Origin of the sequence: Methylobacterium sp. E-066, from assembly GCF_022829635.1 — a bacterium.
Lineage (GTDB): Bacteria > Pseudomonadota > Alphaproteobacteria > Rhizobiales > Beijerinckiaceae > Methylobacterium.
Genome location: NZ_JAKSYO010000172.1, coordinates 132,176 through 146,290, shown reverse-complemented (window position 1 = coordinate 146,290; position 14,115 = coordinate 132,176). Strand labels below are relative to the sequence as shown.

12 protein-coding genes are annotated in these 14,115 nt (G+C 69.7%); 7 read left to right on the top strand and 5 right to left on the bottom strand.

The genetic code is table 11. The annotated features are described in order from the left end of the window. Positions 1-101: 101 nt before the first annotated feature. Together MKL20_RS24340 and MKL20_RS24335 are read left to right on the top strand one after the other, a co-directional pair. Entirely contained in the window at positions 102-2,102 is a 2,001-nt protein-coding gene (locus MKL20_RS24340) for a methyl-accepting chemotaxis protein (RefSeq protein ID WP_244038834.1), read from the top strand. Positions 2,103-2,478: 376 nt separating this feature from the next. Beyond that, entirely contained in the window at positions 2,479-4,479 is a 2,001-nt protein-coding gene (locus tag MKL20_RS24335; RefSeq protein WP_244038833.1) for a methyl-accepting chemotaxis protein, read from the top strand. 9 nt (positions 4,480-4,488) lie between these two features. On the opposite strand, the gene hrcA is transcribed toward MKL20_RS24335, so the two are convergent. Beyond that, on the bottom strand, positions 4,489-5,544 hold the full coding sequence (gene hrcA / locus MKL20_RS24330; RefSeq protein WP_244038971.1) for a heat-inducible transcriptional repressor HrcA: 1,056 nt from the start codon (positions 5,542-5,544) through the stop codon (positions 4,489-4,491). Between the two features lie 166 nt (positions 5,545-5,710). On the opposite strand from hrcA, the gene rph reads away from it, so the two are divergent. The 3 genes from rph to hemW are packed head-to-tail and all read left to right on the top strand — an operon-like array spanning position 5,711 to position 8,282. After that, complete coding sequence (rph, locus tag MKL20_RS24325; RefSeq protein WP_243961623.1) at positions 5,711-6,424, top strand: ribonuclease PH; 714 nt, start codon at positions 5,711-5,713, stop codon at positions 6,422-6,424. Beyond that, positions 6,421-7,068 (top strand): RdgB/HAM1 family non-canonical purine NTP pyrophosphatase, encoded by a 648-nt coding sequence (gene rdgB, locus MKL20_RS24320; protein WP_244038832.1) that lies wholly within the window; start codon positions 6,421-6,423, stop codon positions 7,066-7,068. Before rph ends, rdgB begins: the two co-directional genes overlap by 4 nt. A 38-nt stretch (positions 7,069-7,106) precedes the next feature. After that, the gene (hemW, locus tag MKL20_RS24315) at positions 7,107-8,282 is read left to right on the top strand and encodes a radical SAM family heme chaperone HemW (protein WP_244038831.1); all 1,176 of its coding nucleotides are present in this window, start codon (positions 7,107-7,109) and stop codon (positions 8,280-8,282) included. A 282-nt stretch (positions 8,283-8,564) separates the two neighbouring features. On the opposite strand, the gene MKL20_RS24310 is transcribed toward hemW, so the two are convergent. After that, positions 8,565-9,851, bottom strand: coding sequence for a penicillin-binding protein activator (locus tag MKL20_RS24310; protein WP_244038830.1), 1,287 nt, complete (start codon positions 9,849-9,851; stop codon positions 8,565-8,567). Positions 9,852-9,986: 135 nt separating this feature from the next. On the opposite strand from MKL20_RS24310, the gene rsmI reads away from it, so the two are divergent. Beyond that, complete coding sequence (gene rsmI, locus MKL20_RS24305; RefSeq protein ID WP_244038829.1) at positions 9,987-10,961, top strand: 16S rRNA (cytidine(1402)-2'-O)-methyltransferase; 975 nt, start codon at positions 9,987-9,989, stop codon at positions 10,959-10,961. An 8-nt stretch (positions 10,962-10,969) separates the two neighbouring features. Next, complete coding sequence (locus tag MKL20_RS24300) at positions 10,970-11,347, top strand: YraN family protein (protein WP_313902751.1); 378 nt, start codon at positions 10,970-10,972, stop codon at positions 11,345-11,347. A gap of 9 nt (positions 11,348-11,356) precedes the next feature. Here the strand turns inward: MKL20_RS24300 and MKL20_RS24295 are convergent, their stop codons facing one another. The 3 genes from MKL20_RS24295 to MKL20_RS24285 all read right to left on the bottom strand — a co-directional run bounded on the left by MKL20_RS24295 (position 11,357) and on the right by MKL20_RS24285 (position 14,082). Next, positions 11,357-11,746: a response regulator gene (locus MKL20_RS24295; protein WP_243961638.1), complete on the bottom strand. Its 390-nt coding sequence runs from the start codon at positions 11,744-11,746 to the stop codon at positions 11,357-11,359. Positions 11,747-12,002: 256 nt separating this feature from the next. Then, positions 12,003-13,106 carry a L,D-transpeptidase gene (locus tag MKL20_RS24290; protein WP_244038827.1) on the bottom strand — a complete coding sequence of 368 codons (1,104 nt, stop codon included), beginning with the start codon at positions 13,104-13,106 and terminating at the stop codon, positions 12,003-12,005. 82 nt (positions 13,107-13,188) lie between these two features. Further along, complete coding sequence (locus MKL20_RS24285) at positions 13,189-14,082, bottom strand: extensin family protein (protein WP_244038826.1); 894 nt, start codon at positions 14,080-14,082, stop codon at positions 13,189-13,191. Positions 14,083-14,115: the final 33 nt, after the last annotated feature.

The following is a 14,115-nucleotide window of genomic DNA, read 5'->3' as shown; positions in this document are numbered from 1 at the left end:
GGGACTTGCGCTTCGATGACGGGCAATGATGTTCATTGCCGGACTTGGCACGCGGGGCCTGCGGGATGGCCGATCGTTCATAGACAGATGAGGGACGAAGCATGTCGGAACCCGATTTCAAGGCGGCCGGACTTGCCGGCCTCCCGCGCCCGCGCATCGGCGTGTCCGGTCGTGCCGTGCTCCTGATCCTCGCTGTGGTGTGCACCGCCTTCGCGGCGAGTTCCGCCTACCTCTACGCCACGCAATCCGCCGCCCTGCGGACCAGTCTCAACGCCAGCATGTCCAGCCTGAGTGCCGCCTCTGCGCGGAGTGTCGGCAACTGGTTGCGCGGCAAGCTCGAACTGACGCAGCTCATGGCGCAGCAGATCGCGGTCGTCGGCGTCGGGCCCAAGGCGGACGACGTGCTCGGCTTGCCGTTGGCACGCGAGGTCTTCTTCAGCGCCTATCTCGGCCGTGTGGACGGATTCTTCACGGAGATGCCCAAGACGGAGCTGCCCGCGGGCTTCGATCCGCGTGAGCGGCCCTGGTTCAAGGATGCCCTGGCGGCGGGACAAGCGGTGCTGACCGAGCCCTACACCTCGGCCGGAACGGATGTCGTCACCATCACCGCGGCGGGGCCGATCCTCGGCGAGAACCGGGCGATCCTCGGCGTGATCGGCGGCGATTTCGACAGCGCCGCCCTGACCCGGATGATCGCGGAGGTCGCAACCGGTGACACAAGCTACGCCTACCTGGTGTCGGGCTCCGGAACCGTGCTGGTCCATCCGCGGGCGGAACTGATTGGCAAGCCGCTGTCGGACCTGTTGTCCGGGCCGCTCCCGAAGATCGGCAGCAGCCTGGCCGAGACCCGCGAGGGAGACCGGGCGACCTTCACGGTGTTCGCCCGCGTCCCGAACCTGCCGCCGTCGCTCGACTGGTACGTCGCCCTCTCAGTGGATAGCGCCACGGCGTTGGCCCCGACCACGGCCCTGGCGCGGGACCTGGCGGTGACCACCCTTCTCGTGCTCCTCGTCCTCGCGATCGTGATCGGCCGGCTGATGACGGTCACCGTGTCGCGTCCGCTGAACCGCCTGGTCGGGGTTCTGCAGCGGATGAGCCAGGGCGCGCTCGATACCGACATCGCGGAGGCGCGGCGCAACGACGAGATCGGCATGGTCGGCCGCGCCGTGGAGGGCATCAAGGCGCTGGTCGCGCAGAAGGCAGCGGAGCAGGCTGAAGCGAAGCGCCTGGCCGACGAGGCCGCTGCGGCCGAGCGCAAGCACGCCATGATCGCGCTGGCGGATGGGTTCGAACGGGCCGTGGGCGCGATCGTCGGCATGGTCGCGTCCTCGGCGACGCAGCTTCAAGGGACCGCGCAGACCCTCACCGCCACTGCGACGCAAGCTGCGGCCCAATCCACCAGCGTCGCTGCGGCGGCTGAGGAGGCCGCCACCAACGTCCGCACCGTCGCAGCCGCCGCCGAGCAACTCGGCTCCAGCGTGCAGGAGATCGCCAGTCAGGTCGGCGGCTCAGCCAGCCTTGCCCATGCGGCGGTCGGCGAGGCGGACCAGACCGGACAGCTGGTGCAGGAACTGGCCCAGGCGGTGTCCAAGATCGGCGACGCGGTCGGGCTGATCTCCAGCATCGCGGCGCAGACCAATCTTCTCGCGCTGAACGCGACGATCGAGGCGGCGCGCGCCGGCGAGGCGGGCCGAGGCTTCGCCGTCGTCGCCTCCGAAGTGAAGGAACTGGCCGCGCAGACCGCCCGGGCGACGGAAGAGATCACCGGCCTGATCGGCCGGATCCAGGGCTCGACCGATCACGCCGCGCAGGCGATCGGCGGGATCGTGATCCGCATCCGCGACATCAACGACGTGACCGGCGCGGTGGCGGCGGCCGTCGAGGAGCAGGGCGCGGCGACCCAGGAGATCGTGCGTAACGTCACGCAGGCGGCGAGCGGCACGGACGAGGTGACGACGAACATCACCGGCGTCGCCGAGGCGGCCGAGCAGACCGGCAATGCGGCCCATCAGGTCCTGGACGCGGCCTCCGCGCTTTCGCGGCAATCGGCGCAGCTCGACGCGGAGATTGCCCGCTTCCTGCACACCGTGCGCGCCGCCTGAGCCGCCGACGTGCCATCTTAGAATGCCGGCTGGGAGACGGACATGGTCACCAAGAGACGGTGGCTATTTTCCGCAGGACCCTCGTCGGCGCTTTCTTCCAGTGGTGACCCAGGAACGTAGATATTCTTCCCTTACTTCCCGTCCGATCAAAAAATCGCCTCGCAACGGGAAATCTGGTCAGATCGGGTCGTTTGTCGTATCTTTCTGCCGGATGCTTGCATCTTCTAATGACCATGAGGTCGGTTCAATCTCAAGATTTCGATTTCTGAAGCTTGGATTTTCGTGGGACGCCGTCAACGGCACTGGACGGTGACTTCGGAAAGCGCGACCTTTGCTGCAGAAATAGATTTGTCATCCTCGATTCGCGGAGACCGGCGTGTCTGACCTTGGCGGCAACGCGCCCGAGCCTGCGACGATCCCGCATCCGCGCCTCGGCCTGGCCGGCCGCGCGACGCTCCTGATCCTCGGGATCGTCTGCGCGGTCTTCGTTGCCTCCTCGACCTACATCTACGTCGTCCAGGCGGGTGCCCTGCGGGGCAACGTGGCGCTCACCATGACGAACTTGAGCGCCTCGGCGGCGCAGAGCGTCGGCAATTGGCTGCGGGGCAAGCTCGATCTGACACAGCTCATGGCACAGGAGGTCGTCACCGTGGGGCCAGGCCCAGAGGCGAGTCGCGTCCTCGGCGCGCCCATCGCGCTGGACGCCTTTCTGATGAACTTCTTCGGCCGTACCGACGGGTTATACACGCGGATGCCGAAGGGCGAGGTCAAGGCAGGCTACGATCCGCGCCAGCGCCCCTGGTACAAGGGCGTGGAGGCCGCCAAAGGCCCGTTCCTGACGGAGCCCTATATCGGCTCGAGCAACGGTAAGCTCACGATCACCGGTGCCGCTCCGGTGGTGGACGAGACGGGAACGTTCCACGGCGTGGTCGGCAGCGATTTCAACTCCGACGCGCTGGCCCGGATGATCGGCGCGGTGGCCACTGGTGGGAACGGCTACGCCTATCTGGTTTCCGGTTCCGGCAAGGTGCTGATCCATCCGCGCGCTGAGCTGATCGGCAAGCCGCTGTCGGAACTGCTCTCCGGGCCGCTGCCGACGATCGGCGAGCAGGTGTCGGAGACCCGGGAGGGCGACCGGGCGACGCTCACGGTCTTCGCCCGCGTCCCCAACCTGCCGGCCTCTATCGACTGGTTCGTCGCTCTCTCGGTCGACAAGGCCGCGGCCTTCGCGCCGGTCGATCGTCTGGCCCTCCTGCTGGCGGCGGCGACGCTGATCGCGCTGGTGGTACTCGGTCTCGTGGTCGGCCGGCTGATGACCGTCACCGTGTCGCGTCCGTTGAACCGCCTCGTCGAAGCGCTTCAGCGCATGAGCCAGGGTGAAATCGATACCGAGATCGCCGAGGCCAAGCGCAGCGACGAGATCGGCCTGGTCGGCCGCGCGGTCGAGAGCATCAAGGCGCTGGTCGCCCGGAAGGCCCGCGACGAGGCCGAGGCGAAGCGTGTTGCCGACGAAGCCGCCGCGGCCGAGCGCAAGCGCGCGATGATCGCGCTCGCCGACGGCTTCGAGCGGGCGGTGGGCAGCATCGTCGGCATGGTCTCATCCTCCGCCACCGAGCTGGAGGCGACGGCGCAGACCCTGACGGCGAGCGCGACCCAGGCGGCGGCGCAATCGACCAGCGTCGCTTCAGCGGCCGAGGAGGCCGCGACCAACGTCCGGACTGTAGCCGCGGCCGCCCAGCAACTCGGCAGCAGCGTGCAGGAGATCGCCGGGCAGGTCGAAGGCTCGGCGAGCCTCGCGCAAGCGGCCGTCGGCGAGGCGGACCAGACCGGACAACTGGTGCAGGAACTGGCCCAGGCGGTCTCGAAGATCGGCGATGCGGTCGGGCTGATCTCCACCATCGCGGCCCAGACCAACCTCCTGGCCCTGAACGCGACGATCGAGGCGGCGCGCGCCGGCGAGGCGGGCCGTGGCTTTGCCGTCGTCGCCTCCGAAGTGAAGGAACTGGCCGCGCAGACCGCCCGGGCGACGGAGGAGATCACCGGCCTGATCGGCCGGATCCAGGGCTCGACCGATCACGCCGCCCAGGCGATCGGCGGCATCGTCACGCGCATCCGCGACCTCAACCAAGTGACCGGCGCGGTGGCGGCGGCGGTGGAACAGCAGGGCGCGGCCACCCAAGAGATCGTCCGCAATGTCGGCCAGGCCGCCGGCGGGACGGACGAGGTCACCACCAACATCACCGGGGTCGCCGACGCGGCCGAGCAGACCGGCGCGGCGGCCCATCAGGTGCTGGCCGCGGCCTCCGAATTGTCGCGGCAATCGGCGCAGCTCACCCGGGAGGTCGCCGGGTTTCTGCACACCGTGCGCACTGCCTGAGCCGGGCTATCATCGCCCGCCGTCGAGCAGCTTCGAGACCACGCGGGCGGTGTAGTCGACCATCGGCACGATGCGGGCGTAGTTCAGCCGCGTCGGGCCGATCACTCCGACGACGCCGACGATCTTCTGCGACCCGTCCCGGAACGGCGCGGCGATCAGCGACGAGCCGGACAGCGAGAACAGCTTGTTCTCCGAGCCGATGAAGATCCGTACGCCCTCGCCGCCCTCGGCCCGGGCCAGGAGGTCGATGACGTCCTTCTGGGTCTCCAGGTCGTTGAACAGCAGGCGGATGCGTTCGAGATCCTCGACGGCGCGCAGGTCGTCGAGCAGGTTCGCTTGGCCGCGCACGATCAGCTGACGGGCCTCGCTCGGGCCCACCGGGGTCGCCAGGCCGGCATCGACCAGGCGCTCGGTCAGCGCGTCGAGCTCCCGTTTCATCGCGGTGCGGCCGGCCTCGATCTCGGCCCGCAGGGTCCCGAGGGTGCGGCCCTGCAGGCGGGCGTTGAGAAAATTCGTCGCTTCCTGGAGCGCGCCGGCGGGCAGGCCCGGCGGCAGGTCGACCAGACGGTTCTCCACCGAGCCGTCATCCGAGACCAGCACCACCAGGGCCCGGGCCGGATCGAGGCGGACGAACTCGATATGCTTGAGGTGCACGTTCGCCTTGGTGGTCAGCACGACGCCGGCCCCGCGGGAGATGCCCGACAGCATGGTCGAGGCTGCGGCCAGCGCCGAATCGAAGGTGTGCCCGGAGGCGGCGGCGCGCATCTCCGCCTCGATCCGGGCCTGCTCCTCCTGGCCGACATCGCCGAGTTCGAGCATGGCGTCGACGAAGAAGCGCAGGCCGAGCTCGGTCGGCAGGCGGCCGGCCGAGGTGTGGGGCGCGAAGATCAGGCCGGAATGCTCCAGATCCGCCATGACGTTGCGGATCGAGGCCGGCGACAGCGCCATGGGAAGGATGCGCGCCAGGTTGCGCGATCCCACCGGCTCGCCGGTCGTGAGGTAGCTCTCGACGATCTGCCGGAAGATCTCGCGGGCGCGCTCGTTGAGGGCGGCGAGAGCCTGCATCGAAGGATCGAGCGGAAAGGGGGTGTTCGGGTCGGTCACGCGGTCATCCTGTCGTGCGATCATGTCCGCCCGGTGTCCGGGGAGCAATCCTTGCGGCGATGCTTGCCCGCGCAGGCTCCGCGGCCTAAGAGCCCGGCCCTCACTCTCTCATCAGAAAGGGCCCGCGATGAGGCCTTCGAAGCGCGCCGCCGACGAGCTGCGGCCCGTCACCCTGGAGCGCGCGGTCTCGCGCTACGCCGAGGGCTCGTGCCTGGTCAGCTTCGGCAACACCCGCGTGCTCTGCACCGCCTCCCTCGAGGAGCGCGGTCCCCCGTGGCTGCGCGGCTCCGGCAAGGGCTGGATCACGGCCGAGTATGCCATGTTGCCGCGCGCGACGCACGACCGGACCCGGCGCGAGATCAACTCGGGCAAACCGTCGGGCCGCACCCAGGAGATCCAGCGCCTGATCGGCCGCTCGCTCCGGGCGGTGACGAACCTCCCCGCTATGGGCGAGCGCCAGGTTACGGTCGATTGCGACGTGATCCAGGCCGATGGCGGCACCCGCACCGCCGCGATCACCGGCGCGTGGGTCGCACTCTACGATTGTTTCGCCTGGATGCGCACCCGCTCGATCATCTCGGTGGACCCGCTGCGCGACCATGTCGCCGCCGTGTCCTGTGGCCTGTACAAGAACACGCCCGTGCTCGACCTCGACTATGCCGAGGATTCGGCGGCCGAGACCGACGCCAACTTCGTGCTGACCGGCAGGGGCGGCATCGTCGAGGTGCAGGGCACCGCCGAGATGGAGCCGTTCTCCGAAGAGCAGCTCCTCGAATTGCTGCGTCTCGCCCGCGCCGGCACCGACCGGCTTGTGGCGCTCCAGAAGGAGGCGATCGCGTGAGCCCACAACGGAGCGGCAACCGCAGGCTGACCGGCAAGGTGGTCATCGCCACACACAATGCCGGCAAGCTCACGGAGATGCGCGAACTCCTGGCGCCGTTCGGGATCGAGGCGGTCTCGGCCGGCGAGCTCGGCCTGCCCGAGCCCGACGAAACCGGCACGATGTTCTCCGAGAACGCCGCTATCAAGGCCCACGCCGCCGCGAAGGCGACTGGGTTGCCGGCCTTCGCCGATGATTCCGGCCTGTGCGTCGACGCGCTCGACGGGGCGCCGGGCATCTTCTCCGCCCGCTGGGCCGGCCCGGCCAAGGACTTTTCCGGCGCCATGGCCCGGATCTCTTCCGAGCTGGAGCAGCGCGGGGCGTCGAACCGGAAGGCGCATTTCGTCTCCGCCCTCGTGCTCGCCTGGCCGGACGGCCATACCGAGCTGTTCGAGGGCCGCGTGTTCGGCGCGCTCGTTCCGCCGCGTGGCGATGCCGGCTTCGGCTACGATCCGATCTTCCAGCCGGACGGTCATGACCGGACCTTCGGCGAGATGAGCGCCGAGGAGAAGCACGGGGTCGATTGGCAGAAGGGGGAGGGGCTGTCGCACCGGGCTCGCGCCTTCGTGCTGTTGAGCCGCGCCTGCCTGGCGTCGGCACCCTGATTGCCAAACCGGGCCGGCACGCGCACATCCCGTCGATCATGACTTCGACCGGCCCGGACCATCCGACCCGCGACGCGGGCTTCGGGATCTACCTGCACTGGCCCTTCTGCGCCGCGAAGTGCCCGTATTGCGACTTCAACAGCCACGTCCGGCACGGGGGCGTGGACCAGCCGCGCTTCCTCGACGCCTTCCGGGCCGAGATCGCCCACAATGCCGCCCGCACGCCCGACCGCACCGTCACCAGCATCTTTCTTGGCGGCGGCACGCCCTCGCTGATGGAGCCCGCGACGGTAGCGGGGCTCCTCGACGCGGTGGCCGGCCACTGGGCGATGGCGCCCGATGCCGAGATCACCCTGGAGGCCAACCCGTCGAGCGTCGAGGCCGGCCGCTTTCGCGGCTATCGGACCGCCGGGGTCAACCGCGTCTCCCTCGGCGTTCAGGCTTTCGACGACGCCTCCCTGAAAAGACTTGGCCGGCTGCATAATGCCGAGGAGGCTTTCGCGGCGATCGGCATCGCCCAGGCCGTGTTCGAGCGAACCTCGTTCGACCTGATCTATGCTCGGCCCGACCAGACGCCCGATCTGTGGCGGGCTGAATTGACCGAGGCGCTCCGGCGGGCCGCCGAGCATCTGTCGCTCTATCAGCTCACCATCGAGCCCGGCACGCCGTTCCACGGCCTCGCCGCCGCCGGCAAGCTGGTGACCCCGGACGACGAGACTGGCCGGGTTCTCTACGACGTGACCCAGGAGGTCTGCGGACAGGCCGGCCTGCCGTCCTACGAGATATCCAACCACGCCCGACCGGGCGCCGAATCCCGGCACAACCTGCTTTACTGGCGCTACGGCGAATATGCCGGCATCGGCCCCGGGGCGCATGGCCGGCTGGTGACGCCGGAGGGACGGCTTGGCACCGTCACCGAGCGCGGCCCGGAGGCTTGGCTCGCGAAGGTCGAGCGCGAGGGCCATGGCATCGTCGAGACTGAGACGCTCTCGCCCGCCGACCAGGCCGACGAGTTTCTGGTGATGGGCCTGCGGCTGGCCGAGGGGATCGATCCCGAGCGCTACGCCGCCCTGAAGGGCCGGCCGCTTAATGGCAACCGCATCGGCATGCTGATCGGCGACGGCCTGCTGCATCGCTTGCCCGGCGGCCGGATCGCCGCCACGCCCCGCGGGGCACCGGTGCTCAACGCCCTCGTGGCCGAGCTGGCGGCATAGCTTATCGTTCCGGGTAGTGGACCCGTGCGAGACACGACCAGGGCTCGCCTGTGCCTGACCTTCCTGATCGGCGCCCCTCCAAGCCAATCCCCTCATCCTGAGGCGACGGAGCGCAGCGGAGGCCTCGAAGGAGGCCTCCAGCCAGCGGCGCGATCCCTGGAGCGCTCCTTCGAGGCTGCTGCGCAGCACCTCAGGATGAGGTCGTGGGTGGGATAGACGCTGATAGCGTGTATCAGCCGGTATCTGTCGTGTACCGTGACCGAATTCGGGACGATGCTTTGATCAAGTCCCCGGCTTCGCCAAAACGCGCGGTGCCGGGCTGACCACGGGCGCGGCGTTGTTGCGGATCTCGTAGACGGCGAGCGCCCGCTCGCTCAGGCCCTCCGGGCGGAACCGGAAGGTGCCGTCCGTGCCGGCGAAGCCCGACGCGTTGGTCAGCGTCGTCTCGGCGAAGCGCTGCGAGCCGTATTGCCGGGTCAGCGCAGCCGACAGCATCACCGCGTCGTAGGCTAGCGAGGCGACCCGCGGCGGCACCGAGCCGAACCGGGCCTGATACCGGCCGCTGAAATTGGAAAACCCGTTCCGGTCGGGCGAGGCGAAGCGTCCGCCCTGGAGCGCCGGCAGCGCGAACAGGGCCGGCTCGTTCCAGAGGGCGGTGCCGATCGGCCGGACCCGGGCGGGGTTGTAGCCGGCCTTGGTCAGGGCAGCGGCGACCGCCGGCATGGCCTCGGCGGTCTCCGGGATGAACAGCGCGTCGGCCGTGGCCCCGGCCCCGGTGATGACCCGCGCCAGCCGCTCGACCGCCGGCCCCGGTGCCCCAGTGGCGTAGCGCTCCACCGCCGCGACCCGGGCGCCCTTGCGGGCCACGGCCTCGCGGAACTCGGCCTCGACCGCGTTGCCGTAGGCCGTCTCCGGGATCAGAGCCGCGAAGGAGCGCTTTCCGTCCGCGACGGATTCGTCGACGATCCGGTCGACCTCCGGCTGCGGCAGGAAGCTCAGCAGATAGACCCCCCGGGACGCCACGGAGGCGTCCGTCGAGAAGCCGATCACCGGCTTGCCCGCGGCCTTGGCCGGTACGGCGGCGGCCTGGACGTTGGCGGCGAAGACCGGACCGAGCACGATGTCGGCCCCCTGCTTCAGGGCGTCCTGTGTCGCGTCCCGGGCGCCGTCGGGGCTGCCGCGGTCGTCCTCGACCAGGATGGTCAGGTCCGGCTGCTGCCCCTCGTCATAGGCGAGCTGGGCGGCGTTGCGCATTGCGCTGCCCACCGCCACGCCGGTGCCGGTGAGCGGCAGGACCAGCGCGACCTTCACGGTTCCCGAACCGATCCGGTTGCCGCCCGCAGCCGCGGGCGTGAGAGGAGGTGGGGAGCCGGCCGGACTCGCCGGGGTGACGCCCAGCGGCACGTCCGCCGGCGGCGACAGCTCGGCCCGGGCGGGAGGCGCGCGCCGGGACACGCTCGAACCGCCGAATCCGAGGCAGCCGCCCAGCGTCGGCGACAAGGCGCCGAGGATGGCGGTCAGGGCGGCGACGCGCGCGAGACGGTCCCGCCGACACTTCGGACGCGCCATGGCGCGGTCTCCTTCGGGCAGGCGCAAACAACCTGACCGGGCAGTTTTCAAATGTAAACGCGCCGGTGGCGACTTGCCCCCGGTCTCGACGCGCGACCGCGACGTCGGGTGCGGAGTGTGGCAAGATCGCCCGCGATGACACGCCGATTCGATGCCCCGGGGCCCCCGATCTCAACAAAACCCACGTCTCACAAGCCGGGTGCGGACCGTCCGCGCAACACCACCTTCACGGCCTTCGGGCTGGCCAGCGAGACGGAGCCGCTGTCGCCGGGGCTGCATATCGTGGCGACGCCGATCGGCAACCTCCGCGACATCACCATCCGGGCGCTCGCGACCCTGGCGGCGGCCGATGCGGTGCTGGCCGAGGATACCCGCGTGACCCGGACGCTGCTGGCGCATTACGGCATCACCACGCCGCTGCTCGCCTATCACGAGCATTCGAACGAGGCGGTGCGCGACCGGATGGTGGCGCGGCTCCAGGCCGGCGAGGCCCTGGCCCTGGTCTCGGATGCCGGCACGCCGCTGGTGTCGGATCCCGGCTACAAGCTCGTCCAGGCGGCGATCGAGGCCGGGATCGCGATCACGCCGGTGCCCGGGCCGTCGGCCGTGATGACCGCCCTGGTGGCGGCCGGCCTGCCCACCGACCGGTTCTTCTTCGAGGGTTTCCTGCCCCAGAAGGCCGGGGCAAGGCGCAACCGGCTCGAAGCCCTGATCCAGGTGCCGGGCACGCTGGTCCTGTTCGAGTCGCCCCACCGCCTGCCCGAGATGCTGGCCGATGCCGCCGCGGTGCTCGGTGCCGACCGTCCGGCCGCGGTGACCCGGGAACTGACCAAGTTCTACGAGACGATCCGCCGGGATACGCTGGGCTCTCTCAGTGAGCGGTTCGGGCAAGAGGGCGCGCCGAAGGGCGAGATCGTCGTGATTATCGGCGCCGCGATCACGCCGGACCGCCCAGCCGAGGGGGATGCCGCCCTCGACGGGTTGATCCGCACTGCGCTGGAACGGCATTCGATCAAGGATGCGGCGAGCCTCGTCGCGGACGAGACCGGGCAGCCGCGCCGCGCCATCTATGCCCGGGCGCTGGTGCTCGCCCGGGACAGCCAGGGTTGAGCTGAGCCGTGCCGGACCAAGCGTTGCGGCGTCGCGCCGCCCATCTGCGCGGACACCGGGCCGAATGGCTGGCGATGGGGGCGCTGCTGCTGAAGGGCTACTGGCCGCTGGAGCGCCGGGTCAGCTTTGCTGGCGGCGAGATCGACCTGATCGTCCGCCGGCCGCGCACCATCGTGTTCGTCGAGGTGAAGGCGCGGTCGAGCCTGGATGACGCACGCGTGGCGATCGATGCGGCCAAGAGGCGGCGCTTCTCTCGCGCCGCGCGGGCCTGGGTCGGCCGCAATCCCTGGTGTGCGGGGATGACCCTGCGGGCCGATGCGGTGTTCATCGGCCCCGGCGAATGGCCGGTGCATGTGCCGGAGGTCTTCACCATCGAGGGGCTGTAAGGGACTTCGTCAGCCCCGGGCGGCGCGGATCGCGCTGATCAGCGTGCGCTTGAGATCGGCCTGGCTGAACGGCTTCTGGACCACGGGACGGTCGCGGAACGGCTCGCGGATGCCGGCGCCGCCGTAGCCCGTAGAGAACACGAGCGGCAGGTCGCGCTGCACGATCGCCTCGGCGACCGGGTAGATCGGTTCCCCGGCGACGTTCACGTCGAGGATCGCGATCTCGAACGTCTCCTGCGACGCCATCTCAAGGGCGGTCGACAGGCGTGCGGCCGGACCGACCACGGCGCAGCCGAAGTCGAGCAGCATGTCCTCGAGCAGCATCGAGATCGCGGCTTCGTCCTCGACGACGAGCACACGGACGCCGTTCAGAACGTCATCGTTGGGGTCAGCAGTCACGCCGGGCCGTCTTCCCTTCGATCGCCCCCGTACCGGGGATCTTGCCGTGCCATTGATACGCCTCGCGAGCCGCAAGAGCAGCGCTGGGAAGCGCCGAGGCGGCATCGCCAGGCGGTCCGCGAGACCACCTGTGGCGTCGCCCGGAATACCGGATGTGTCAAGCGTTCGCTGGCCGTTCCCCGATCAATGACCGCATCGATGTTAACCGGCGATACATTTTTGTCGGCATTCGCGCCCGGACAACGCGCGCCTCGGCTCAATCATCCTTGAAGGACACCTTGGCGCCCCGGCTCACGTGGGCGGCGAGGTCGCGGGCGTTCCAGTTGGTCAGCCGGATACAGCCGTGGGATTCGGTCTTGCCGACCTTCTCGGGCTCGGGCGTGCCGTGGATGCCGTAGCTCGGGATCGCGAGGTCGATCCAGACGAGCCCGACCGGGTTGTTCGGCCCCGGCTTGATCGAGAACTTCTGCTTGGTCTTCACGCCCTTGAACGCGTATTTCGGATTGTAGGTGTAGTCCGGGTCGAAGGCGACGCCCTTCACCTTGGTCTCGCCGCTCGGCGCCGGCTTCTCGGTGCTGCCGATCGAGGCCGGGTAATAGCCGAGGAGCTTGCCGTCGGCCCCGAAGGCGCGCACGTCGCGGCTCGACTTGTCGACCTCGATCCGCTCGACCTTGGGCTCCTGCGGCAGATCCTTGCCCTTCGGCTTGTCCGTGCCCATCGGATCCACCGCCGCCACGGTGATCGACGCGCCGGCCTTGTCGAGGGGCTTGCCCGGATTGAGCGCGCTGACGAGGTCGCGGCTCATGTGGAACCGCTCGGCCAGCATCTCCCGCGGGTTGGTGTAGCCGAGTTCCTTGAGATCGGCCTGCTCTTCCATCTTGGGCGGGATTTTTTCCACGTAGGGACCGGAGGCGTCGGCCTCGGTGAGCGCGTAGTCGGAGACGGCCGGCTTGTCGCTCGTGGCCTGAAGCTTGTCCCAGAGCTCGGGCGTCAGGTCCTGGGTGGCGGGCAGGCCCTGGGCCACCGCGAAGGCTGAGAGGGCGCGCTGGTAGTTCTCGCCCTTCAGGCCGTCGATCGCGCCCGGGAAGAACCGGGCTCGGTCGAGCAGGACCTGCGCCTTCACGATGAGCGGGTCGGGTTTGTCGTCTGTCTTTTTAGCGCTCCGGGATTTCTTGCCGGACTTCTTGGTCTCGGCCTTCTTCGAATCCGGCTTGTCGGCCTCCGGCGGCTTAAAAGTTGCGGCGTTGATCGCCTCCGCGGTCAGGGCCGGCGCCTTGTCCGGCTGCGCCGACGCTACCGATGCCGTGAGGCTCATCGCCAGCAGAGCCGCGCAAACCGGCCGCGTGGATCTCTGCGTCATCGCCGTCAAGTTCTCCGGAAGCGGGCGCGCTCCGGTCGCACAAGTATCGAGCGGGCTTGAACGTTCCGCCGCCACGGCCGCGCTACTCGCACAGGCGATGGCCGGCGTTGCGCTCGCGGTCATCGAAGTGGAAGTGGTTGGCATGGGCAGCGTTGCTGCCGGGGCCCAGCACCGTGCGGAAGAAGCCGCAGGCCTTGCCGCGGACGGAGGCCAGGAACTCAGTGTCCTCAGTCCCCGCCGGCATCGCCTTGACCGGGATGCTGGCACGGCCGGCGAACGAAAACCCCATCACGTCGACGGCGGCCGCGAAGGCGTGATCGCTCAGCTTGGCATCGACATCGTGGTTCTGGCCCCGGCAGACATAGGTGCCGCCGAGTTCGAGCCCGGTGAGCGGATGCTTGAGCGTCCTTTCGGCCACGACCTGCACCTCGGTCGCCCAGCGGGCGAAGGATTCGGCCACCTGGCAGGTCAGCGTCGCGCCTCCGGGCAGCGCGATGTCGTCGGCGAGCTTGGTGACCTTCAGCGGCAGCGGCGCCGTACATTGGCCCTCGGCGATGGGCGGCAGCGGCTCGAACGCGACGCCGAGGCGCTTGAGGCGTGCGCGGCAGGCGGTGTCGTCCGGGGGCGCCACCTTGAGGGCCAGCGCCGCCTCGCCGGAGAGTTCCGGCGGCCGCTCCGGCGGCGTCGGCGGCGGCGTTGGGATCTCCGGCTTCTGAGCCTCCGGGGCCGCATCCTTGGTCGGCGGCGTCAGCTCGGCCGGCCGGACCGGCGGTGTCGGCGTTGCGGCTTCGGATGTCGGGGGCTTCTGCTCCGCCGGTTGGGCCGGCTTCAGCTCGCTCGGCCGCTCCGGCGGAAGCGGCGGCGGCACCGGCACGGCCGGAGCTTCGGCAGCTGAGGCGGGCGTAGGCACCATCGCGCAGAGCCCGAGAGCGAGGACGCTTCGTGCCAGAATAATGGTCGGTCGGCGGGGCGGCATGGGACCTCAAAGCGCGGGCGTAGGCCGGGGGAA